Genomic DNA, 26,091 nt, shown 5'->3' with positions numbered 1-26,091 from the left:
TCAGAGCACCTTATGTGTGTGATGATGTGCTTTTTGTAGAACGAGCCAACGAGTTACGGTATGTAGCGAGGTTAAGTACTTAAGGTACGGAGCCGAAGGGAAACCGAGTCTTAATAGGGCGACTAGTTGCATGCTGTAGACCCGAAACCGGGTGACCTATCCATGGCCAGGTTGAAGCGAGGGTAAAACCTCGTGGAGGACCGAACCACGTTGCTGTTGAAAAAGCATGGGATGAGCTGTGGATAGCGGAGAAATTCCAATCGAACTCGGATATAGCTGGTTCTCCTCGAAATAGCTTTAGGGCTAGCGTCGGAAAATGTGAGTAGTGGAGGTAGAGCACTGAATAGGCTAGGGGGCATAGCGCTTACCGAACCTTATCAAACTCCGAATGCCACATACTATCAGTCCGGCAGTCAGACTATGAAAGATAAGTTCCATGGTCAAAAGGGAAACAGCCCAGATCGTCAGCTAAGGTCCCAAAGTGTAAGTTAAGTGGAAAAGGATGTGGGATTTCTAAGACAACTAGGATGTTGGCTTAGAAGCAGCCACTCATTAAAAGAGTGCGTAATAGCTCACTAGTCAAGAGATCCTGCGCCGAAAATGTCCGGGGCTCAAACTTACCACCGAAGCTACGGGTTCACGTTTAACGTGAGCGGTAGAGGAGCGTCGTAATCGGGCTGAAGTCGTACCGTAAGGAGCGGTGGACTGATTACGAGTGAGAATGTTGGCATTAGTAGCGAGATGTAGGCGAGAATCCTACAGGCCGAATATCTAAGGTTTCCTGAGTAAAGTTTGTCTTCTCAGGGTTAGTCGGGACCTAAGGCGAGGCCGAAAGGCGTAGTCGATGGACAATTGGTTGATATTCCAATACCACTATAATCGTTATTATCGATGGTGTGACGGAGAAGGATAGGATGTGCTAGCTATTGGATGCTAGTCTAAGCGTTTAGGGAGTTGGGATTGGCAAATCCGTTCCAACAATTCTGAGGCGTGATGGGGAAGGTTCTACGGAACCGAAGTATCTGATTCCATGCTTCCAAGAAAAGCATCTAGAGAGAGAAGTAGTGCCCGTACCGCAAACCGACACAGGTAGATGAGGAGAGAATCCTAAGGCCGACGGAAGAATTGCAGTTAAGGAACTAGGCAAATTGACCCCGTAACTTCGGGAGAAGGGGTGCCTGAGAAATCAGGCCGCAGAGAATAGGCACAAGCAACTGTTTAACAAAAACACAGGTCTCTGCTAAAGCGAAAGCTGATGTATAGGGGCTGACGCCTGCCCGGTGCTGGAAGGTTAAGGGGAACACTTAGTGGTAACGCGAAGGTGTGAACTTAAGCCCCAGTAAACGGCGGCCGTAACTATAACGGTCCTAAGGTAGCGAAATTCCTTGTCAGGTAAGTTCTGACCCGCACGAATGGCGTAATGACTTGTGCACTGTCTCAACTGCAAATCCGGCGAAGTTGTAGTGCGAGTGAAGATGCTCGCTACCCGCGATTGGACGGAAAGACCCCGTAGAGCTTTACTGTAGCTTAGCATTGAATTTCGGTATTGTCTGTACAGGATAGGTGGGAGACTTGGAAACTAGGGCGTCAGCCTTGGTGGAGTCGTTGTTGGGATACCACCCTGATAGTATTGAAGTTCTAACTGGATGCCATGAAACTGGTGACAGGACATTGTTAGGTGGGCAGTTTGACTGGGGCGGTCGCCTCCTAAAATGTAACGGAGGCGCCCAAAGGTTCCCTCAGAACGGTCGGAAATCGTTCGAAGAGTGTAAAGGCAGAAGGGAGCCTGACTGCGACACCTACAAGTGGAGCAGGGACGAAAGTCGGGCTTAGTGATCCGGTGGTACCTCGTGGGAGGGCCATCGCTCAACGGATAAAAGCTACCTCGGGGATAACAGGCTGATCTCCCCCAAGAGTTCACATCGACGGGGAGGTTTGGCACCTCGATGTCGGCTCGTCGCATCCTGGGGCTGAAGTAGGTCCCAAGGGTTGGGCTGTTCGCCCATTAAAGCGGCACGCGAGCTGGGTTCAGAACGTCGTGAGACAGTTCGGTCCCTATCCGTCGCGGGCGTAGGAAATTTGAGAGGAGCTGTCCTTAGTACGAGAGGACCGGGATGGACTGACCTATGGTGTACCAGTTGTTTCGCCAGAAGCATAGCTGGGTAGCTAAGTCGGGAAGGGATAAACGCTGAAAGCATCTAAGTGTGAAGCCCACCTCAAGATGAGATTTCCCATAGCATAAGCTAGTAAGACCCCTTGAAGACTACAAGGTTGATAGGTCAGAGGTGTAAGTGCGGCAACGTATTTAGCTGACTGATACTAATAGGTCGAGGGCTTGACCAATATAGTCAAGTTGTAAATACATTAAAGAAACTGTGTGCAATTTTGAAAGAACAAAACTTTCAATTGAATAAGGAATACAAATCGCTAAAGCGATTTGCATAAGTTTTTCAACCAAATCAGAGATTTGGGAAAAGCTAATATCTCGTGATGATGGCATAGAGGTAACACTCCTTCCCATTCCGAACAGGAAAGTTAAGGTCTATAGCGCCGATGGTACTGCATGGGAGACTGTGTGGCAGAGTAGGACGTTGCGAGGTAAGCAAAAGATAGTTGTAATGACTATCTTTTTTATTTTAGTTTTATTAAAGTCGTAATAAGTTAATTATCTTTATAGAGAATATAATTAGCTTATTGTCGTTAGGAGAGGTTATGTATTCATATAATATGACATTGCTTATCATATGCCCATTAGTATTTTGCGCAGGTTTCGTGGATGCTGTTGCAGGTGGAGGTGGAATAATATCTTTGCCAGCATATATTTTTGCTGGAATGCCAATACATATGGCATATGGAACTAATAAGTTTGCAAATGGTATTGGAACATTTGCAGCTTCTATAAAATTTTTAAGTAGTGGTAATATAAAAATTAAACCAGCATTAATTTCAGCCATAGGTGCTATTATAGGATCTTGGTTTGGAACGCAATTAGTATTGCTACTAGATGAAAAGTATTTGCAATACTGTCTTATTATCATCTTACCTATTGTTGCAATTTTTCTTTTGTTTAATAGAAAAATTGGAGTAGAAAATAACGAAAAGAAAGTAGAACATAGAAAGATTTATTTAGTGGCAGGAATAATAGGTTTAGTAATAGGAGCTTATGATGGATTTTTTGGTCCGGGAACAGGAACATTTTTAGTTTTAGCCTTTACATCATTTTTAGGATTCAATCTTATAACTGCGTCTGGTAATGCTAAGATAGTGAATTTGGCATCTAATTTTGCAGCACTAATAGCTTATATATTAAATGGCAAGGTTTTATTTATGATAGGTATACCTGCAGCTATATGTGCTAGTTTAGGAAATTATTTAGGGGCACATTTTGCAATTAAAAGTGGAGCGAAGATCATAAAGCCGATAATAATATTAGTAATAATTATGTTATTTGGCAAAGTGATAGATGCTATTTTATTTACAAGTAGTTAATTAAATGATATAATTTTAATAATGTAATAACGAAAACCTAAGGTAGAGGTGCTATTAATAAAGAGTATTTATTATGAGTTGGCAAACGTTGACTAATAAAGAAAGGTATTATAGCCGAAGATTTAGATTATGCAAAAATTTATTTCTGGGTATGCATAAAATATATGCATAACTGTCACGAAAGTGGAGAGCTACAAGGATTTGGTGAAGCTATAGATAATAATGTTATAGTTATGATATTATTATGTTTTAGTTTTGTACAAGTTTTATGCGGTTAACTCTACCCGTTGGTATATATGCTAACGGGTTTTCTTATTTAATAAAATAGATTTGAGGAGTTGGAAAAGTTGGCAAAGGTTGAAGGAGTTCTAGTACCATTATTAACACCATTTAAAGATGGAAAGGTAGATTTTAGATCTTACGAAAGAATGATTAATCATTACGTAGAAGAAGGAGTAAATGGAATTATACCACTTGCAACTACAGGAGAATCACCTACAATACTAGAGAATGAATATGAAGAAATTTTAGAAAAAACTGTTGAATATAATAAGAATAGAGTTCCAGTATACATAGGATTAGGTGGTAATAATACAAGTGAAGTAATTAAAAAGCTAAAATTAGTAGAAAAGCATAAAGTGAATGGAATACTATCAGTTACACCATATTATTCGAGACCAGATCAAAGAGGTATTTATGAGCACTTTAAAAGTATATCAGAATCAACTGATTTGGATATAGTACTTTATAATATACCATATAGAACTGGAGCTAATATTGAAAATGAAACTGTGCATGTATTATCTCAGTTAAAAAACATAATAGGAATAAAAGACTGCTGTGGAAGCATGAAGCAAACAACTGAACTATTAATGAATCCTCCAAAAGATTTTTCCATCTTAACAGGTGAAGATATGTATTTTTATACGACGCTTATGCTTGGAGGACAAGGCGGAATAATGGCATCAGCACATTTAAATACTAAAGATTTTATTAAGGTATATAACTTAGCTAAGGCTAATGATCATCAAGCTGCACTAAAAAAATGGAATTCTCTATATAAAATGATACCGCTATTATTTTCAGAACCAAATCCAACACCTCTTAAGTACAGCCTAAAGAAACTAGGTATAATAGATTCTGATGAAGTTAGATTGCCATTAATGAATATCACAAAAGGATTAGAAAGTAAGATAGATAAAATATTAAGTATTTAACATAACTGAGATAAAAAAAGTATAATTATATTATAGTTAATTGTTATAAGTTAAATAAATTGGCTTCAATAAAAAATCACTTTTTATTAATTTCTCTATAAATTATTCTAGTAATGTAGTAATAACAAGGGATTATTTTGACTACTCTAGCATTTAGGAGTAAGATAGAGACTGACAAATTTAATAAGGAAGTGATTAGAAATGATGCCTAAGTTCTTTTCTATGATTAAGAACAAGGAAATTACTAGAGAGCAAGTTATGAAGGATATTATAGCTGGCGTTATTGTAGCTGTAATAGCATTACCGTTGTCAATAGCACTTGGAATATCATCGGGAGTATCTCCAGAGAAAGGGCTTACGACAGCAATATTTGCAGGATTTATTATTTCGCTCTTAGGTGGAAGTAAAGTTCAAATAGGTGGACCTACAGCGGCATTTGTCGTTATAATTTATTCTATTATTCAAGAGTATGGTATAGGTGGACTTGTTGTAGCAACGATAATGGCTGGAATTATATTAGTAATAATGGGGATTTTAAAGTTTGGTTCATTAATTAAGTACATACCCCAGACAATAACAATAGGATTTACTGCTGGTATAGCAGTAACGCTGGTATCCACTGAAGTCAAAGATTTTTTAGCATTGAAAATTGAAAATGTTCCAGCAGAGTTTTTTGCAAAATGGAAAAGTTATCTTACCAATATAGGAACGTTAAATACATGGTCGCTAATAATAGGTATAAGCTGTATTTTTATAATGATATTTTGGCCTAAAGTTAGTAAGACAATACCTGGATCAATGATTGCGCTAATTGTCGCTACTATTTTTGTGAAAATATTTAATATACCAGTAGAGACTATAGGAAGTAGATTTCAAGAGATATCATCAACATTACCAATGCCTATATTTCCTAAGATAAATATGGATGTAATAAATAAATTATTTGCTCCATCTATTACTATTGCTATACTGGCAGCACTAGAATCACTATTATCAGCAACCGTAGCGGATGGAATGATATCAGATAAGCATGATTCAAATATGGAACTCATAGCTCAAGGTTTAGCTAATATTACATGTGGAATATTTGGTGGAATACCTGCTACAGGTGCGATTGCAAGGACTGCTGCTAATGTAAAATCAAATGGAAGAAGTCCAATATCAGGGATGGTACATTCTATAACATTGTTAGCGACTATGTTAATTTTGATGCCACTTGCAAGGATGATACCAATGTCCGTACTTTCAGCAATTTTGATAATAGTTGCTTATAATATGAGTCAATGGAAAGTGTTTAAATCATTATTAAAGGCACCTAAAAGTGATGTTATTGTATTATTACTTACATTTACATGTACGGTTATATTTGATTTGGTTGTAGCAATAGGAATTGGAATGATCATGACTATGTTTTTATTTATGAAGAGAGTATCTGATACTACTGAAATTAGAGATTTGGTAGAGGAGAAGGTTTTCGATAAGGATACTAATACTGTACTAGAAAAAGCAGATGGAAGGATACGAGTATATCAAGTAAATGGTCCGATGTTCTTTGGAGTAGTAAATGAGTTTTTTGATAAAATGAAGGAAATTGAATCTTCAGTGGGGGTTGTAATTTTAGACATGAGACATACTCACGCAATAGATGCATCTGCAATAGATGCATTAACTAGGTTACTTAAACATTGTAATGAGTTGAATATAAAACTTTGCTTAACACATGTACAAAATCAACCTATGAAAGTACTAAATAAGATGGGGTTTGTAGTTAAAATTGGAGTAAGTCATATATACGAAACAAAAACAGAAGCTATAGAGAAAGCTTATGATTATGTAAAGGAATTAGAAGCATCCTAGTGGATTATTCCCAAGGAAATAGTAAAATATATTATTTAGATATTGTCGTAAATTTTAATATTTTACTTAAAAGTAATGGGACTCATAAAAAAAAATTTTTAAGAATATTTTCATTTAATTTTGATTATAAGCAATAAGTTGAATAAATAAAGAGGTAAGGCATGGAATATAGATGGGAAAGGACATTTCCATTTTTGGAAGTTAGTAGTGCAACGATTAAAAAATTATTTAAAGGTATATTGAAAGAATGTGATATTAATAATATTATACCAATAGATTCTGGGTGCAGGACTACAAATTATATTGTTGAATCTAATAATCTAGAAAAAAAATATATATTAAAAATATTTTTTATAAAGGGGCAGGATTATAAGAAAGAAATTAAATTATTAAATTTTTTAAGAAACTCTAAGTTCGTACCCGTACCAGAAGTATATAGAGTAAGTGAAGATGAGGATATTGGAAACAGAGAATATGCCATTTATGAATATATTGAGGGAAAGACTATAGGGCAGGCTATAAGAGAAGGTTATAGTTTGGAGGATAGTTTTGTTAGAAACGTTGCAAGGGCTTTAGCTAAAATACATAGCTATAAGTTTTCTAAGGTTGGGGCTTTAGATGAATGTTTACATATAAGAGAAGAACTACCACCACTTGTTTCATGGTATGAAAGCTTCATGGGAGATATAGCTAAGAAGCGTTTAGGAAAAACTATTGTAAATGACATTAATCGCGTAGTTAGGAAGAATGAAAAAGCATTAAGAGATTTAGATAAGGATCCTAGGCTTGTTCATGGCGATTTTCAGGGGACTAATATAATAATAAAAAATAAAATGCTAGCAGGTATATTAGATTGGGAGTTCGTAATAGCAGGGCACCCTTTAGCAGACATAGGACAGTTCTTTAGATATGAAGAATATTTTAATAGAAAATTAATTGAGGCATTTGAATATGAGTATAATAAATTTTCAGATTATAAGCTTACTCAAAATTGGTATAACATAAGTAAGCTAAGAGATCTCGTAAATTTGATTCAATTAATAGGAACGAATGAGGAAATGCCAATTAAGCATGAAAACATAAAAAAAATAATAATTAATACATTAAGTGTTTTTGATTAGATGTTAAACAAAATTAAATCTCCTTTGAAAAAAATGTTGACAATTTTATATGGAGATAATATACTATCAATAAGAACAATGGTGTTTGAGAAATATACTCGTAAGTATATTTCTCAAGCACCTTTTTTCATTTATAAAAATTATAATTATAATTCTAAGAGACTATTAAATTGATTTTTAGATAATGTGCGCAGTTATCTCTCTATTAACAGTTATTTGAAAAAAATTAAGTAATTTCAAGATGTTAATTAGCAATTTATATCTTAAACTTACTATATTTAAGGGGGATTTTTTATGGAAATTAATTTTGGCGATAGCAGTTTTATATTGATTTGTTCAGCACTTGTACTTTTAATGACACCAGGACTTGCATTCTTTTATGGTGGAATGGTTCGTAGAAAAAATGTTTTAAATACGTTAATGTCTTCATTCTTTATTTGTGGATTAGCATCTGTAATGTGGGTTTTAATAGGCTACTCACTAGCATTTGGGGATAATATTGGAGGAGTAATAGGAGGACTTAACTTTTTTGGATTTAATGGAGTAGGTGGAGATCCTTCATCGTATGCACCTACTATACCACATGAGCTTTTTGCAGCATTTCAAATGATGTTTGCAATAATCACTCCGGCTCTTATAACAGGATCTTTAGTAGGAAGAATGAGATTCTCAGCACTATTTATATTCATAGCATTGTGGTCAATTTTAGTATACTACCCACTAGCACATATGGTGTGGGGTTCAGGTGGATTAATAAACTCTTTAGGAGCAGTTGATTTTGCTGGTGGAGATGTAGTTCATATAAGTTCAGGAGTTTCAGGACTTGTAGCTTGTATTGTATTAGGTAAAAGACGTGGATATGGTATGATGTCATATAAGCCACACAATATTCCATTTGTAGTTCTTGGAGCGGCATTACTTTGGTTTGGTTGGTTTGGATTCAATGCAGGTAGTGCATTAAATGCTGGTCCACTTGCAGTTCATGCTTTCATGACAACAAATACTGCGGCAGCGTCAGCATTACTTTCATGGATGCTAATTGAGAAAATAAAACATGGAAAGCCAACAATACTCGGGGCTGCAACAGGAGCTGTTGTAGGATTAGTTGCAATAACACCGGCGGCTGGATTCGTTCCCCTTTGGAGTTCAATTATAATAGGCGCTATAGTATCTCCAATATGCTTCTTCTTCATGACTGCAGTTAAATCTAAATTCGGATATGATGATGCATTAGATGCCTTTGGATGTCATGGAATTGGAGGAGTTTGGGGAGGTATTGCAACAGGTCTATTTGGACAAACAGCAATAAACTCTGTAGCACAATGGAATGGTCTTTTCTTTGGAGATATTAAGCTTTTAATAGCTCAAATAGAAGGTATAGCAATAACAATAGTTTTTGCAGCGGTTATGACATTTATTATCTTGAAAGTTATGAAATTATTTATGACTATTAGAGTTGAAAGTGCAGAAGAAGCTGATGGTCTTGATGTCGCTGAGCATGGTGAAACAGCATACCCAGCGTTTACTGGATTAGACTAAATATTAATATATCCATGAAACTTTATAGTATTGTGTAATGTATATATTGTGATAAAGTATTTGTATAAAAATTAGTTGTATAATTTTTAGATATATATTGTTAAAATAATATTATACATTATATAGATGATTAGGGAGGAAGTATATTATGAAAAGAGTAGAAGCTATTGTAAGACCTTCGAAGCTTGAAGAAGTTAAAGAAGCATTAAAGAATAAAAATATAAATGGTGTTACTATAAGTCAAGTTATGGGATGTGGACAACAACGTGGCTGGAAGGAATATCATAGGGGTACTGAAATAACAACAAATGTATTACCAAAGATAGAAGTTAAAATAGTTGTAGAAGATGATAAGGTAGAAGATGTAATTGAACTTATTACTTCAATTGCTAGGACTGGTGAAGTTGGAGACGGAAAAATATTTATAATTGATATTGCAGATGCTATAAGAATTAGAACAGGTGAGAGAGGAAATTCAGCTTTATAGAAATAAAGTATTCACCAATTAATATAGAATCTAACTTGCAGTAAGCAATAAGAATAAAATATATAGAAAATAGTAGGTTGATCTGTTTTGATATAGATTTACCTACTATTTTCTATATATAAATAATGTATTAATATTGAAAGTGACTTTTTAAAAACTTTTGAGTTTAATAATTTTGATATTAGATATACTAATATTGTTGAATTAAAATAAAGTTTATTGGTTCAGTAGAAAATGTCTAATAGGAGTATATTATGAATGAAAAAGAAATTTTTTTAAATATTGAGGAGCGTTTAATTAGCGATGATAAGCCATCTATTTACTTAGAGAATGCACTAAAAAATCATAATCTTGATAATTATCCATTTTCAATGATAAGTGACTTACGAGATGTTGATCAGAATCCTAAATTTCATCCGGAGGGAAACGTATTCATACATACAATGATGGTCATTGACCAAGGAGCAGTAAATAGAGAAAGAAGTAGAGATAAAAGAGTATTTATGTGGGCACTTCTATTGCATGATATAGGTAAAAAACCTACTACTAAATTAAGAAAAGGAAGACTAACATCTTATAACCACGACAGTGTAGGAGCTGAAATGGCTAGAAAATTTCTTACATATTTTAATATGGAGGAAAATTTTATAGATGAAGTAAGAGGGCTTGTAAGATGGCATATGCAAAGTTTATTTGTAACTAAAGATATGAAATTTCAAAATATAGGAGACATGCTAAGAGATGTAGATATAAATGAGATTTTCTTAGTTTCCCTCTCAGATAGGTTAGGTAGAGGGAATTTAGATCATATAGAAATAAATAAGACAAAAGAGGAAGTAAGAAAGTTTAAAGAAAAAATAACTGATTTCAAAAGAAAAAATAAATAATTATCTGAATGTAAGTGATTAAATTTGTTAAAAAAATGTAGATTAACTACATTTTTTTATTCTAATCAACTATGTGAGATTGACCACATAGTTGATTAGAATTTGGTTAATAAACTTTCCTAATCACGTTTTTTACTACATAATCCTTATATAAGATAATTCTTTGGAATTTTATTTATGTTGAGCCAACAATAGATAGATAGTCATGTATCGATCTGTCGTCAATCCTAGTTACTGAAAGTATCATATGAAACTTTTTCCTCTAAATTTATAAGATCATTATATGTTCCAACTAGATTATCTATATCCTCACGTGATTTTAATATAACTATGTCTACATTTTTGAGTACCGAAAATCATTTTTGCTGATTTGATAGGCTTTTTTGAGAAATTTTTATAAATGCCTACAATTAATGAAATCACCACTTTACCACCTTTTAATTACTATTTGGATACTAATATAGAGCATTAACAGCCTCATTAGTGTGTCAGAGAATATTCAATACTATTAAGAATACAGTTCTATTGTATTTAATAGAGTAAAATTATACAAAGTCAATACTGTGTATTAATTCTTTAATACACTTTATTTTAGAAATAATATATTATCTAATATTTACAAGATTATTTTGATACTAAATTCAGAATTGGATGAAGTTTAGTATTCAGTAATAATGTTATTTGCATAGCCTCTAAAACCATTAATTAGATAAGAATAAACGGTGTTTAGATTTGTATTATAGAGGGAACATGCTCTAACAGCCTCTAGAACTAATTGTGTTGATACCATATCTAAACTTTTAGTATTAATGTTAGTATGTTCATTTATAACATCACTCAAATTATTTAATGATCCCATATCTACTAAAAGCAATACGCCTTTACCTTCATCGACTATTTTAACTTTTTCAATAACAGTTTGTAATATATCAGAAGGCGTCATTTCAAGAGGTATATCTACAGCTAAAATATTATCAACATCAAAGAGCTTTCTAGCAACAGCAACCATACTTGTTGCTGCACTCGAACCATGAGAAGCAACTACTATCCCAACCCTTTCTTGGTGAGAGGATTCTTGTATTGAAGCTAAAAGCAATGATAGAGAATCAACCTCAATTGCAGGAATAGTCATATTATAACGTTTTTGGGTCAACTGATGGATTTCAGTTGCAACATCATATTCTTTATTGTTAACAGATAACTGTAGCTCAATATGTGATGAAAAAGAGACCTTTCTTTTCTTAATTCTATTAAACAGAGCGCTAAAATGTAGGCTTACTGCATAAATAAATCGTTCATTTAATTTTCTATTTAATCTGGATTCTGCCAGAGCTTTGATCTCTTCAACAAATTCAACAATATCTTTATTGACAATTTTTAATAAGACTTCACGACGATTTGTATCGTTTTTAAGCCTAGCATAGAATTGCTTTAAATGAATATTGATGTCAGTAGTTATAAAATCTTTTATATAATCATCGCTCATGCCTTCTTCATGAAGAGCAGAAGTTTTGTCCTCAACAATGTTATAAATATTAAAATGTGGCTTATAATCATCAGTTTCTAAGAAAGTTTTATCACCATCGGGTTGAATTGTAATTGTGTTAGGGATTGTATCACATTCTGTTACATTAACTTTTCCTTTAGCGCTAAAAGTTAAAATTTTGTTTTTTATATTAGATGGGAATAAGTTTAAATTTATATCAATACATTCATCTGTATTAATACAGTTTAAAAATCCTTTTCCACACGCTAATTGAATATTCAATTTAAGCTGTCCAACATTTCCGTAAGATGTACTTCTTATTAAAGCTTCAATAGATTCAGCTGAAATTTTAATAGTTTTGTTAACTCTTTGAGCTTCATTTGATAATAAATAGTGTATCAATTCAATTTGATCATCAATTGGTCTTTCATCAAAACTTGGAATAGTTATAGTTATTGGAATTTTTCTTATGAAAGTATTAAGTAATGTGGAATTAGGATCTTCCGTTGTGGAACCTATTAATAGTATACTAGCTCTTCGGGTGCTACCTGTTTCGCCAAGTTTATTGTAAGTTCCTGTATCCATGAAGTGAAATACAATTTCTTGAGCTTCATGTGGTAATCTATGTATTTCATCAAGGAGTAAAATGCCTCCATCGGCTCTTGAAACAATACCATCTGTCTCCTTAGCGGCACCTATAAAGGAACCTTTGATGTGTCCAAAAATATACGATAGAAGAAGTTGTGGATTATTAGCATAATCAGCACAATTAAAAACAACGAAAGGAGCATCTTTTGAGAGCCTTTTTATATATTTAGAGTATTCATACATTATGTTAGCAAATAAACTTTTGCCAACGCCTGTACCACCAATTATTAATGTATGCAATCCGTTTGGTGGGTACATCAGTGCTGCTTTGGCTTGTTCAATTTGATTTTTTAAACTTGTATTAGCACCAATTAAATAGTTAAAAGGTGACTTATTCTCAGTAAATGCATTTGAAGGAGAAGAAAGTAATATATTAACATCTAATATTTCCTCTAAATCTTCAGGTAGCTTTATAGATAGTATATTTTCAAGGCAACTTCTATCAAAATACATAACTGGCCTATTTTTTATTTTAATAATTTTCTTTTCTCTACAGAGAATATTAAGCTCTTTTGAAACATTATTCCTTAATATATCTAATTTTTCGCCAATTTCTTGGGCACTAAACCCCTTTTGATCTAAAAATTTATCTTTATTAAAGTTCTTAGAATTTTTTAAAATATAGTTATAAATCTTATCAATACGCTTCATTATAGTATCCTCCTATATATAATAAATATTGTAATATCTTATATGAGATTATTCAATAGTGTATTGATATATATTGAAAAAAGAAACGCTTTGGATTAATAGAGTATTAAAAAGTAATGATATTATACACTTGAAAAAATTGAGTAATATTTAGAATTGATACACTAATTAAAGTTTAAAAATACAACTAAAATTAAGATAAATGATTTAAACAAATTGGAAGTTTATAAATATTATATAAGTGTTAAGAAATATATTGGGAGGAAGATATGTTTAAAATTTTTACTTTTGGATTTGATAATGTTTTTAATACAAACAATATAGAAAAGATAAGTGGAATTATGAATTCATTTTTAGATAACTTTGATATAAATGAATTTGCTAAAAATAATGAGGATATTTCTTCTGATGAAGGAAATAGAGAAGAATATAATAATTTTATAAAACTTAATCGGTATGATGATATGTATCATCTAACTATAGATCTAAAAGGTATTGATCTTAGAGAGTTAAGCATAAGATATGATCCAGGAATACTAGATATAAACTTAAATAGATTAGAAATCAAAAAAAGTGGATTTGGGATATTTTCTAATACTGCTCTTGTTAAGAAGGCTTATAATAAAAAATTTAATGATATTGAGGATATAGACACAAATCAGATACTTAAAAGTATTGATAATGGAGTTCTTAGTATAATAATGCAGAAAAAGTATTCGTTAGAAAATACATCGAATATAATAGATGTGGATTCTTATCAAGATGATGCGGATATACAGTAATGTATAAGGAATAGCATGAAATGTTTTAATGTTATTTTTAGAGTAGTTATTTTTATAATAAAAGCAAAAAAGGGAGGATAAGCTCTAGGCATTATACCTAAATTTAAATCTTCCCTTAAGTAAGAGTATTAAGAATAAAAAGTTTTATTATCTCTTACGCTTATTAGCAACTTCAACATTAACCTTCTTCTTATTAATTTTTCCACCAGGACAATTTTTTAATATTTTAGAAGATATAGACTCATCAACAGTTACAAATGAGAAGTTTTCCATAAGGTCTATTTGACCAATTGCTGAAGCATTAACTTTTGTCATATCTTTAATATAATTAATTAATACTTTTGGAGTCAAACCGTCTCTTTTGCCGACAGAGAAAAATAAACGAACATCTTCTTTTTTAGGAGCTTCTAATTTGTTTGAACTGTAATCAAATACAATTTCATTTTCAAACTTCATTTTCATTAGAGCTGAAATAACTGATACTGCATCATAAGATTCAGTCAATTCTATTGCACTTGGTATAAACTTAGTAAGATCACCAGCTTTAATAGTACTCTCAACCTCTGACATCATGTCCTTAAATTTTTTATTATTAATTTCTTCTGCAGTTGGAACTGGCTTTTGTGTGATTGAACTTTTAGTAACATTTTGAATTTGTTTAAGCATTGAAAAATCCTTTGGAGTTACTAAAGAATAAGCTGTACCGCTTTTATTTGCTCTACCAGTTCTACCAATTCTGTGAACATATGATTCTACATCTTGAGGTAAATCATAGTTAAATACATGAGTCACACCTTCTACATCTATACCTCTAGCAGCAACATCAGTAGCTATTAATAGATTTAGTGTACCTTCTTTAAATTTATTTAAAGTAGTTAATCTGTGAGCTTGTGTCATATCTCCATGCATACCTTCAACCATATAACCTTTTGATTGTAGCTCTTGTACAAGCTCATCAACGCCTCTTTTAGTTCTACAGAATATTATAGCCGAACTAGGATTATCTAGATCAAGTAACCTACAAAGAGCTTCTAATCTATGCTTATTATTAATCATAAAATAACTTTGCTCAATTTTAGATACAGTTAATGAACTCCTCTTAATACTAACAAGTTTAGCATCTGGTTTCATATACTTTTTAGCCAACTTTGCTATTGGATCAGGCATTGTTGCTGAAAATAATAAAGTTTGTCTTTCAGATGGTGTATGACTAAGAATTTCTTGAATATCATCGATGAATCCCATGTTAAGCATTTCGTCAGCTTCATCTAGTACTAGAAATTCTATACTTTCTAAATGAAGGCATTTTCTTTTTACAAGATCTAATATTCTACCAGGTGTTCCAACTACAATATCGACATCACCTTTTCTTAGTGCTCTGATTTGTCTGTCGATTGAATCTCCACCATAAACAGCTAGAGTTACAATTTTCTCATATTTAGAAAGTCTTTGTATCTCCTCATTAACTTGAACAGCAAGTTCTCTTGTTGGTGCTAAAATAAGAGATTTGATTCCTCTATTATCACTCATCTTGGTGATAATTGGTAAGCTGTAAGCTGCAGTTTTTCCGGTACCAGTTTGTGCCTGACCTATTAAATCAGCGCCACTAAGTGTTACAGGGATACTTTGTTCTTGTATTTGAGATGGTTTTGTAAAACCAAGGTCTGATATTGCCTTAACAATACTCTCTTTAAGACCTAATGTAGCAAATTGATTATCATTCATTAAATATCCTCGTTTCTTTGTTTCAAAATTAGTTATTTTTGTTTCGATAACTTATATTAAAGTTTTATATATAAGTCAAATGAATTCATTATAACACAATAGATAAATTCATGTCAAAAGATATTATAATCTAAATATATTATTAGCAGCATTTAGTATAAAATATACTTAAATTGATGCATAAAAATAAGCTGCCTAATTTAAGGCAACTCGCTTTTTATATTAGTGTAGCTTGCAAGCACTAGATATGATAGAATGAACAGTTTCAGGGAGTTTTTCTAGCTCGTCTTTGTTTAGAGCAGCAACATCTATTAGAGGATGTATCACTAATTCTATATCAGAACTTTTTATTGCATTATTATTTTCTTCCATAAGCTTATATGTCCCATTTATGGTTAGTGGAACTATAGGACATTTAGATTTTGTAGCCAACTTAAAGCTTCCACTTTTAAACTCATCTACAGACTTACCTTTGCTTCTAGTGCCCTCTGGGAATATTACCATTGAATAACCAGACTTTAATAAATTAACGCCTTCAACTATTGATTCAGCGGATTTTCTTAAGTTATCTCTATCCATAAAAATGCAATTTATATATTTCATCCAAGTACTAATAAGAGGTAGTTTTTCAAGCTCCTTTTTTGCAATAAATCCTTTTGGAATGTCTATGCAGCTTAGAAGCAATGGAATATCAAAGTTACTTTGGTGATTAGATACAAATAATACAGTTTGATCTTTTGGAAGATTATCTAAGCCGATAACATTAATTTTTGCACCTGATATTTTCATTATAAATTTTCCCCAAGAATGGCTTACTTTATGAATGAAATATTTTCTTCCTTCAATATCGCCTTTATTGGTTAAGATTTTTATTCTAATTCTATAAATAGATGAAAATATAAGACTTATTATTAATCCGAGATAAAAATAGATAGTTCTTAACATTAAAAATTACACACCCTTAATCTATTAATTTTTACACTAATCAGTATAGTATAAAAATTAATAGATTGAAAGACTAAATAGATTACATACCTATTAAAAATTCAATAAAATTAATTTAAAATTAAGTAAATAATTAGGGTAAAATAATATTAAAAAATGTATAATATATAAGACAATGATAATTCTATGAAATAGTATAGCAAATAATTTACATAGGCAGGAGAAATTTGATGAATTTAAATAATAATACTTTGAATATGAAGGAGAAAGATGCTGAAACTATAATTGGCTTAACATCTGAAGAAGTTAAGCAGAGAATTAAAGAAGGAAAAGTAAATCACATTCCGAAAACACCATCAAGAACTATGCCTCAAATAATAAGAGCTAATTTGTTTACAAGGTTTAATGCAATAAACTTTGTACTTGCAGCAATAATTATTCTAGCAGGATCACCTAAGAATGCTATATTTGTGGGCGTTATAATAGTGAATACATTAATTGGAGTGGTTCAAGAAATTAAAGCTAAGCGCACATTAGAAAAGTTATCAGTCATAAGTTCTGCACATGCAAAAGTTCTTAGAAATGGTGAAATAAAGGAGATTGCAATAGAAGAAATTGTATTGGATGATGTGATTTATCTGGAAACCGGCATGCAGGTATTGGCTGATGGAGAAGTTTTGCATAGTAACGGATTAGAAATAGATGAGTCTATGTTAACAGGAGAAGCTGATGCAATATCTAAAAATTACAAAGAGACATTGCTATCTGGAAGTTTCGTAGTATCTGGAGAGGGATATGCGATTGTTACAAAAGTAGGTAAAGAAACATATTCGTCTACTCTTGCTGAGGAAGCTAAGCAATTTAAAATAATAAATTCAGAGCTACAAGCAGCAATAGATAAAATTTTTAGAGTAATAATATGGATTGTACCTCCTCTATCTGCATTATTAATAGTAACTCAACTAAGAATACCAGGGAATACGTGGCAGGATGCATTAATAGGAGCAGTATCAGGAATTGTAGGAATGATACCAGAGGGATTAGTATTACTAACGAGTGCCACATTTATAGTGTCAATTATAAAATTATCTAAATATGATACTTTAGTTCAAGAGTTGAGTGCTACAGAAGTCTTAGCAAGAGTTGATGTACTTTGTTTAGATAAGACAGGAACTTTGACTCAAGGAGAGTTAAGATTGTCAGAAGTGAAGAATATTAGTTCTAAAAGTTCTGAAGATATAGATAATGTATTAGCAGCATTAATAAATAATTTACCAAGTAATAATCCAACTCAGAAAGCTATATTAGAAAAATATAAGGAATATGATAAGGAAATCAAAGTTTTAGACAAAATTGCTTTCTCATCTAAAAGAAAATGGAGTGGAGCTACTTTTGAAAAGCTTGGGACATGGGTACTTGGCGCACCGGAAATAATATTGGGTAAGGAATATCAGTTAATAGAAGAAATAGTTAAAGAAGAAGCTAGAAAAGGAAAAAGAATTTTATTACTAGCAAATCTTCATAATAATTTGAATGAAAAATTGGAAGGTAAGATAGAAAGTGTAGCACTATTGCTAATTGAGGATATCATAAGAGAAGCAGCACCTGATGTATTAAAGTACTTTGATAGTCAAGGCGTAGGGGTGAAGATTATTTCTGGAGACAGTCCTATTACTGTTTCAGAGGTCGCAAGAAGAGCAGGCGTAAGTGGCTGGGAGAAATATGTGGATGCAAGAGAGTTGCCAGAGGATAATGAAAAATTGAAGAATTTGATCCAGGAGATGACTGTTTTTGGAAGAGTTACTCCGCATCAAAAGAAAAGAATTGTTTTAGCTCTTCAGGAGATGGGGCATACTGTTGCAATGACAGGTGACGGAGTAAATGATGTACTTGCTTTAAAATCATCTGATTGCGGCATTGCAATGGCAAATGGCTCTGATGCAACAAAGGCTGTAGCCCAATTAGTATTAATGAAATCTGATTTCACTGCGCTTCCTAAAGTTCTTGAAGAGGGAAGAAAGCAAATTAATAATTTGGAGAGGGTATCAGAATTATTTTTATCCAAAACTGTATTTTGCATAATTTTATCATTCGTATGTTCTATATTATTTATAGAGTATCCAATACTTCCAATACAGTTGTCATTAGTGGGAAGTTGCGCTATAGGAATTCCATCATTCTTTTTAGCGTTATTGCCTAGCACGGGTGGAGTTAAAAAGGGATTTTTAACAAGAATATTAACTGTTAGTATTCCTAACGGGATATTACTTGCTATATTTATACTTATAACATTTATTATATCAATACAAATGAATCTCCCAATGGATTACAGTAGAACTTTAGCAGTACTAATGTTTTCTGGAATTAGTATGGTGGTATTGCTTAGAGTGGCAAGACCGTTAACTAAGTTTAAAACGATAATGTGTTTATCTATGTTTGGGATAATAGTGTTAGGGTTCTTAACACCAATAGGAAGATATATATTTAGTTTAACTAAAATACAATTAAGTCATTGGCTCATATCGCTAGCAGTAATAATAGCATCCAGTCCTCTGATAACCAAAATTGTAGATATATTTAGAGTTAGAGTTAATAAGAAATATAAAGTTAAAACAATTTAAAATTATAAGGCTTAAATACATATAGAGGGTATTTAAGCTTTATTTTTACAGTTTTGGCCTAGTACATTCAGATTTTTTGCTTATTAGTTTAGAAGTTCATATGGAGCTAGAAGAAGAATAAGTTATAATATTTGTGTTTTATCAAGTATTTATAAAAAAATTTGTTTTTTTAAAAGTTATTAATCAGACCTTTAATATCTAATATAATTTATTTTTTTATGTAAAAATAAATTATTAATTTGACAATGACAAATAATTGTAATAAAATTTATAAGTACAAATTAAACAAAAAAGGATATTTAAATATTATGCTCCTATAGTTAAATGGATAGAACAATCCCCTCCTAAGGGATAGATGTGGGTTCGATTCCCGCTGGGAGTACCAAAGTACAAAGAAGAATGGCTTAACTGCAATGGTTAAGCCTTTTTTATGCAAAAAGTTGTACTATAAATTGTACTAAATTTTTCATTCAGCTTTTTTGTACTATGTTGTACTAGGTATATATCTAAAAATATTATCAAGTAAATCTGCAGTACTATTTTTCATATCTTCCATAACATGAGTATAAGTATCTAATGTAGTAGATATATTTTTATGACCAAGTCTTTCTGATATGACCTTTATATTTTCGCCATTGAATATTAATAATGTGGCATGAGTATGCCTAAGAGCGTGAAATGTTATTTGTTTGAGCTGCATGTAATTTTGAGGAATATTTTCACCTTCTCTTTTTAAATCATCAATAGATTTTCTATATTTGTGTATAGATTTAGTGAAATTCATTGATAGGTTTCTAGGATTACACATTGAACCTTCACGATCTAATACTACAAAATCAGTATCAAGTGCATCACATTTAATTGATTTTAAATAATCAGTTAATATTTTAGGTAGAGTTATCTTTCTATGGCTTGTATCAGTCTTTAATATCTCTGAAAATACCAATATTTTTAATTCTCTATCATAAATAACCTGATTATTAACAGTTAGATACCTATCTTCGAAATCAATATCATACCATCTTATTCCACAGAGCTCTCCAACACGCAAGCCAGTAAATATTTCTATTAAAATTTGTGTGTAGAGGTATGAATCGTGAATCTTATCTAAATAAAAATCAATTTCCTCTTTAGTCCAAAACTCGACTTTAGGCTTATTCATAGGCTGCTTTTCTATGTCAGTAGGTAGGTTATATATTAACTTACTTTTTTGAGTATATTTTAAAACACCATTCACAGTTTCCATGATTTTTTTTACACTGGAAGGCTTGAGGCCTTCTCCTATAAGGCTATTATAAAAATCTTGAATGATTGCATTAGTGATTTTATTTAACTTGTATCCGCCCAATTTTGGCACTATGTGAGTATCAATTCTTGACTTATAATTTGTGCTTGGTATTTATGCTTATGTGTTTAGATTTATATTCGTCAAACCATTTTAATATATAATCCTTAAATAAGGTATTACCTTCAGTTGGAGCAATAAATCATTTATTTCTTTTTGATAAGATTCCAGTAACCCATGCTTAAGCTTCTTTTTTAGTTTTAAAGCCTTGCTTTCTTTCAACGTCCTTTTTACCATTTGTGTATCCAAGGCTTACTGTAGCTCTCCAATTGGCTTTGATGGATTAAATTATATGAAGAAAAATAGATTTCATTAATGAGTTTTATCTAAAGTAAATACGAAATAGGTTTGGGATAATGGAGGGTGAACAATATCATAACTAAAGGATAAGTATACTTGATTTAATAAGAATATGCCATTGATAAGTATAAGAAAGACCATAAAAGAATTGCAATTAAAGCTTTGACGATAAAGAAGGAAACAATGGAGATTTTTTCAACGGTAATAATATTTAATACATTATACAAGTTAGTATTAATAATTTATCATTAAGAATAAGTGATAAATTTATATATGTATAAGTAAATTTGTAAGTAGAGTGCCTTTAATACTAGAATAACTAATGATTAAGGCACTTATGCTATTAATAAAGTATCATAATATAAGTATAGTTTAATAAATTTATTTAATACTAAAAAATACCTAAAATTAAATAAAATATACAGTTATCTTACTTAATATATATTTTAAGATATATATTCCAATAATCTTTTTCCTGTAAAAGATGAAGAACATTTTGTAATGCCACTAGGATATCCCATATATACAAGTTCTCCTCCATTAAAGCCCCCTAGTGGACCTAAATCAATAATCCAGTCAGCTTGGCACATTATACTTAAATTATGTTCTAATATTATAACTGTTTTTCCTTTATTAATTAATTTATTAAATAACTGTATCAATTTCTTTATATCTGACTCATGCAAGCCTGTGCTTGGTTCATCCAATATGTAAATTTCCCCAGCGTTATTTAAAAGAGTTACAGCAATTTTTAATCTTTGAAGTTCTCCACCTGACATTGTGTCAAGAGATTGACCGAGTTTAATATACCCTAGATTTACTTCAGAAATAGTATACAATATTTTATTTAGCTCTTTGTCAATAAAGACTGCCAAAGCTTCATCAACAGAGAGGTTAAGGATATCACTTATTGTATATGAACTGTACTTATAATTTAATATTTCTTGTTTGTATCTTGTTCCATCACATAATTCGCAAGTTTCTTCAACATCATCCATAAAAGCTAAATCTGTTTTTATTATACCTTTTCCTTTACACAAAGGACATGCACCTTCTCCAATAAAGCTGAATAGTGAAGGTGATTTACTATTTGCTTTACCAAAGATAGCTCTAATTTTATCAAAAAAGCCCATGTATGTTGCGAGTATTGAGCGAGAAGAGGTATGGACTCTTTTTTGGTCTAAGAGTATGCTGTTTGGATACTTGTCAAGGAAAAGACGTGTAATCAATGTACTTTTACCTGAACCGGCTACTCCAGTTACAACTGTTAAGGCATTTCTAGGTATTTTTATAGAAATATTTTTCAAATTAAACATATTTGCATTATTAAGCTCGTAGAATTCGTGAAGCTCCTTATTTTCTGTAATTATTTCATGTTTATTACATAAAGCATTTCCAGTGGTAGTATCACTATTTAAGAGCTGCTTATATGTACCTTCAAAAGTAATTTCTCCACCTTTAACTCCTGATTCAGGCCCCATGTCAATAATGTGATCTGCTATATTTATTACATCAGGATCATGTTCCACAATTATAACTGTATTTCCTTTTTCTTTAAGCCCTTTGAATATCTTATTTATACCAGTTATATCATGAGGATGTAATCCAATGCTAGGTTCATCGAATATATAGAGAACATCACTCAGACTGCTGTTTAAATGTTTTGACATTTTAATTCGCTGAGATTCACCACCAGATAAAGTATTAGTTGTACGATTCAATGTAAGATAATTTAATCCCACTTCTTCTAATGTACGTAAACGCTTGAGAATATCATCAATAACTGTTTGAACTTTTTGCTCATGGACTAATTGAAGAAAAGACTTCAATTCACTTATTGACATATCAGTACAATCACCAATTGACTTTTCATTGATTTTGCAGGACAAAATAGTATCATTAAGACGTTTTCCATTACAATGAGGACAGATTTGTTCATCAACAAGCTGCTCAAGCTCTTTTTTATATTGCTTTTGATCTTTTTCTAAGAATGAGTTTCTGATTCTTGGAATAAGGCCAATATATTTTGCTGTCTTATGCCAATTACTTGTAGGATTATCAGGAGCTTTTTCTTCTTCATAAAGTAGAGTATTAAGTTCTAAATCTGAGTAATCTTTAATTGGTTTTTCAATATCAAAATAACCAGACTCTGTATAACGGCTTAATCTCCAGCCTCCGGGTTGAAATGTTGGAAACTTAATAGCACCATCATTTAAGCTTTTGTCAAAGTCTATTAATTTATGAATATCAATATCTTTAATTACTCCTAATCCTTGGCAATAAGTACACATACCATTTGTATTATTAAAAGAAAAATTCATTGAGTAGCCAACAAAAGGTTTCCCTATTCTAGAAAATAGAAGGCGCAGTAAGGTATATATATCAGTGACGGTACCAACTGTTGAACGTGGATTTCCACCTATTTTCTTCTGGTCTATAATTATAGAAACAGGAAGATTGTTGATTTTTTCAACATTAGGTCTGCCATAGTGAGGTAATAATTGTTGAACATAAGCGGAATATGTATCATTTAACATCCTTTGAGATTCAGCAGCTAGGGTATCGAAGATTAGAGAAGACTTCCCTGAACCAGATAAACCTGTAATTATTGTGATTTTCTTCTTAGGTATATTTATAGATATATCCTTAAGATTATTTTCATTTGCATGGAAGATTTCAATCATTTCTTTTGACATATTAGCGCCTTCTTTCTTCAAAAACACTGCTCACTTTTAGGCATAGCTCAGCAAAAAGTTTTTGTTCACTTGGAGTTAAGGCAGAGGATGCAATTTCAGCTAAATGTTCATGACCTTTTTTTATTTCTTTTAAAAATTTGAAACCTTTATCTGTTAATACTGTCCAAAGTGCCCTTGCATCGGAATCGCTTTTTTCTTGTTTTACATATCCCATATCTTTAAGAGCTTTTAATCCCTTAGATATTTTAGACCGTGAAACACCTAAGTTAATGCTTAATTCTGCAGGGCGACTTCCATTTGTGTGATATAAGGATTCTAATAAATCATATTGAAACCAAGAAATATTCTCTGTATTTATCGTATTCCTTTCGGCAACAAGTTCACATTGAAGTCTCGATAATCCCTCTTCTAATTTAGAAGTATATAATTGTTTGTTCATAAAGTAAGTATCTCCTTAATATTTATAAAAGTAGTTTCTTTATGGAAACTATTTTAACATTTTTGCAAAATGATTGCAATATGGAAACTATTTTTAGAATAACAATAGTAAATCAATATAGATGAACATAGTTGAATATGCTTGAAGTATCCCGTTGGGATTATCATAAAAGCCTGTAGCTAATTGAATAAATAAGCTGCAGTTTTTTTGCATTATTATAATAAGAAAGGTATGTTCTTGCTAAACAAATATTAAATCAATGGTGCAATAATGGTGCAGTGCATTGCACAAATTATAGAAAATACTAAGCTGTAATAGAACTGATAAAATGGCTTGAATGCTAGTGGTTAGAGGGAAACAAATACTAAGAGGGAAATGATTTAATCGAATCCAGAAATCGTAGGTTATAAAAGCATCTATAGAAATATAGGTGCTTTATTTTATGTGAAGTTTTGTATATATTGCATATACAAGCAATACAATTATTTTTTAATATTCTTGTTCTATTAAAGATTATATGGTAATAGTAGTACAAATGTCATATGAACAGCATAAAAAAGAATATTACACTATAAATTTAAGACATATCAAATAAATTATGATTGGATATCTATATAAACGCCATACAAAAGTACTTAAGTGTAATATGATTAATAAAAATATATACAGATATGGGGGAATAATGATGAATTATTTTAAGAATTAGTTTGTTATAACATATTTCTATGATTCTATATATTTTTTACTTAAGAATTTATTACTTTTTTGGCACCATGAAATAAAATAAGTATCTAATTGAATATTAAAAAAAAGAGTGCTATACTTTTTTCGTATAGGGTACTATGGTACTTTATTTGAAAATCCCTGAAATATATATAAGTGATCCTCGGCTCATTAACTGTATCAGTCATTGTATTTATTGGTGTTTATATCAATATATTATGGTGGAATTATGTTGATTCAAATGAGAAAAATGACATTCGCAAATGAATTGGAACAATTATAACAAGAGCAGATAATCATAATAAGATTTCACTTTCGTTAAATACTACTTCTGAAAAGGCATTAAATTTATCATCCTTGATAATCATAAATGAGATAGTATTGTGTGGAAGGCCTGTAGAAGAGAACGTTTATTGAAGCAGATCGGAGGTGCAAAAGTGCAAAAAAAGATATTAGTTATAGATGACGATAAAGATATAGTAAAACTTATAACAAAGAGTTTAAGCTATGAAGGATTTGAAACTATTTCGGCATATTCTGGGAAAGAAGCCTTATGTGTATTGAAAGAAAATAATATTGATTTCATCATTCTTGATATAATGATGCCTGATATGGATGGCCTTGATGTCTGCAGAAGCATCAGAAAATCTTATAATGCTCCAATTCTGTTTTTAAGCGCCCGGGATAAGGATATTGATAAAATCGTTGGGCTCGAAATAGGGGCAGATGATTATATGACAAAGCCCTTTAGTATTCAGGAGCTTAATTCCAGGATAAGGGCCAACTTCAGGAAAGTCGACAGGCTGTTTAAAGAGTGGAATGAACTTAGTCCAAATAGAGAAAAGATTGATTCTCCTCTCATTTTGAATGATAAGACTTTTGAAGCATTTCTAAATAACAAAAAGCTTAACTTATCAACAAAGGAATTTCAAATATTGTCCATGCTCATGCATAACCCCAATAATGTATTGACTCGTGAGCGGATATATGAATATGTCTGGGGAGACGAATACGGAGAATTAAATACTGTAACGGTTCATATAAAAAATATCCGTAAGAAACTTGGTCCTGAATATGATTTTATTAAAACAATTTGGGGAATTGGATATAAGTACAAGGAAAGAGAGTGATAA

Annotated in this window: 15 protein-coding genes, 1 tRNA gene, 2 rRNA genes, 1 pseudogene and 1 riboswitch (1 of these 20 only partly in view); of the genes and pseudogenes, 13 read left to right on the top strand and 6 right to left on the bottom strand. The window is 31.6% G+C overall.

The genetic code is table 11. From position 1 onward, the window contains the following. The 9 genes from F3K33_RS25815 to F3K33_RS25775 form a co-directional block, all read left to right on the top strand. Positions 1-2,343 (top strand): 23S ribosomal RNA (locus F3K33_RS25815) (it extends 566 nt beyond the left edge of the window). 140 nt (positions 2,344-2,483) lie between these two features. Beyond that, positions 2,484-2,600 (top strand): 5S ribosomal RNA (rrf, locus tag F3K33_RS25810). A gap of 112 nt (positions 2,601-2,712) precedes the next feature. Beyond that, on the top strand, positions 2,713-3,489 hold the full coding sequence (locus tag F3K33_RS25805) for a sulfite exporter TauE/SafE family protein (protein WP_012061187.1): 777 nt from the start codon (positions 2,713-2,715) through the stop codon (positions 3,487-3,489). A gap of 35 nt (positions 3,490-3,524) precedes the next feature. Then, a riboswitch (Lysine riboswitch) is annotated at positions 3,525-3,691 on the top strand. Between the two features lie 145 nt (positions 3,692-3,836). Next, a complete protein-coding gene (gene dapA, locus F3K33_RS25800; RefSeq protein ID WP_023974956.1) occupies positions 3,837-4,706 on the top strand; it encodes a 4-hydroxy-tetrahydrodipicolinate synthase in 870 nt (289 codons plus the stop codon). 201 nt (positions 4,707-4,907) lie between these two features. Beyond that, positions 4,908-6,563: a SulP family inorganic anion transporter gene (locus F3K33_RS25795; RefSeq protein WP_039773948.1), complete on the top strand. Its 1,656-nt coding sequence runs from the start codon at positions 4,908-4,910 to the stop codon at positions 6,561-6,563. Between the two features lie 161 nt (positions 6,564-6,724). Continuing rightward, entirely contained in the window at positions 6,725-7,684 is a 960-nt protein-coding gene (locus F3K33_RS25790; protein ID WP_023974954.1) for a phosphotransferase family protein, read from the top strand. A gap of 294 nt (positions 7,685-7,978) precedes the next feature. Further along, the gene (locus F3K33_RS25785) at positions 7,979-9,223 is read left to right on the top strand and encodes an ammonium transporter (protein ID WP_012061183.1); all 1,245 of its coding nucleotides are present in this window, start codon (positions 7,979-7,981) and stop codon (positions 9,221-9,223) included. A gap of 148 nt (positions 9,224-9,371) precedes the next feature. Next, positions 9,372-9,710 carry a P-II family nitrogen regulator gene (locus F3K33_RS25780; protein ID WP_012061182.1) on the top strand — a complete coding sequence of 113 codons (339 nt, stop codon included), beginning with the start codon at positions 9,372-9,374 and terminating at the stop codon, positions 9,708-9,710. Positions 9,711-9,964: 254 nt separating this feature from the next. Next, entirely contained in the window at positions 9,965-10,597 is a 633-nt protein-coding gene (locus F3K33_RS25775; protein WP_039773949.1) for an HDIG domain-containing metalloprotein, read from the top strand. Between the two features lie 658 nt (positions 10,598-11,255). Here the strand turns inward: F3K33_RS25775 and F3K33_RS25770 are convergent. Then, entirely contained in the window at positions 11,256-13,382 is a 2,127-nt protein-coding gene (locus F3K33_RS25770) for a sigma-54-dependent transcriptional regulator (RefSeq protein WP_039773950.1), read from the bottom strand. Between the two features lie 269 nt (positions 13,383-13,651). On the opposite strand from F3K33_RS25770, the gene F3K33_RS25765 reads away from it, so the two are divergent. Next, the gene (locus tag F3K33_RS25765; protein ID WP_023974951.1) at positions 13,652-14,164 is read left to right on the top strand and encodes an Hsp20/alpha crystallin family protein; all 513 of its coding nucleotides are present in this window, start codon (positions 13,652-13,654) and stop codon (positions 14,162-14,164) included. A 147-nt stretch (positions 14,165-14,311) separates the two neighbouring features. Here the strand turns inward: F3K33_RS25765 and F3K33_RS25760 are convergent, their stop codons facing one another. Both F3K33_RS25760 and F3K33_RS25755 read right to left on the bottom strand, forming a co-directional pair. Beyond that, positions 14,312-15,889, bottom strand: a complete 1,578-nt coding sequence (locus tag F3K33_RS25760) for a DEAD/DEAH box helicase (protein WP_039773951.1) — start codon at positions 15,887-15,889, stop codon at positions 14,312-14,314. A 222-nt stretch (positions 15,890-16,111) separates the two neighbouring features. Continuing rightward, positions 16,112-16,834 carry a lysophospholipid acyltransferase family protein gene (locus F3K33_RS25755; RefSeq protein WP_012061177.1) on the bottom strand — a complete coding sequence of 241 codons (723 nt, stop codon included), beginning with the start codon at positions 16,832-16,834 and terminating at the stop codon, positions 16,112-16,114. A gap of 230 nt (positions 16,835-17,064) precedes the next feature. Here F3K33_RS25755 and F3K33_RS25750 point away from each other — a divergent pair, with 230 nt between their 5' ends. Both F3K33_RS25750 and F3K33_RS25745 read left to right on the top strand, forming a co-directional pair. Next, the gene (locus F3K33_RS25750) at positions 17,065-19,455 is read left to right on the top strand and encodes an HAD-IC family P-type ATPase (protein WP_039773952.1); all 2,391 of its coding nucleotides are present in this window, start codon (positions 17,065-17,067) and stop codon (positions 19,453-19,455) included. 310 nt (positions 19,456-19,765) lie between these two features. Then, positions 19,766-19,840: transfer RNA gene (locus tag F3K33_RS25745), tRNA-Arg, on the top strand. Between the two features lie 99 nt (positions 19,841-19,939). Here the strand turns inward: F3K33_RS25745 and F3K33_RS25740 are convergent. The 3 genes and pseudogenes from F3K33_RS25740 to F3K33_RS25725 all read right to left on the bottom strand — a co-directional run bounded on the left by F3K33_RS25740 (position 19,940) and on the right by F3K33_RS25725 (position 24,235). Then, positions 19,940-21,080: pseudogene (locus tag F3K33_RS25740) on the bottom strand (tyrosine-type recombinase/integrase). Positions 21,081-21,546: 466 nt separating this feature from the next. Then, positions 21,547-23,796 (bottom strand): ATP-binding cassette domain-containing protein, encoded by a 2,250-nt coding sequence (locus F3K33_RS25730; protein WP_039773954.1) that lies wholly within the window; start codon positions 23,794-23,796, stop codon positions 21,547-21,549. A gap of 1 nt (position 23,797) precedes the next feature. After that, a complete protein-coding gene (locus F3K33_RS25725; RefSeq protein ID WP_039773955.1) occupies positions 23,798-24,235 on the bottom strand; it encodes a MarR family winged helix-turn-helix transcriptional regulator in 438 nt (145 codons plus the stop codon). Between the two features lie 1,160 nt (positions 24,236-25,395). Here F3K33_RS25725 and F3K33_RS25720 point away from each other — a divergent pair. Beyond that, complete coding sequence (locus tag F3K33_RS25720; RefSeq protein ID WP_023974945.1) at positions 25,396-26,088, top strand: response regulator transcription factor; 693 nt, start codon at positions 25,396-25,398, stop codon at positions 26,086-26,088. Positions 26,089-26,091 lie beyond the last annotated feature (3 nt).

The sequence above is a fragment of the Clostridium beijerinckii genome (assembly GCF_008705175.1).
GTDB lineage: Bacteria > Bacillota > Clostridia > Clostridiales > Clostridiaceae > Clostridium > Clostridium beijerinckii.
This window is presented reverse-complemented; position numbering and strand designations above follow the sequence as displayed.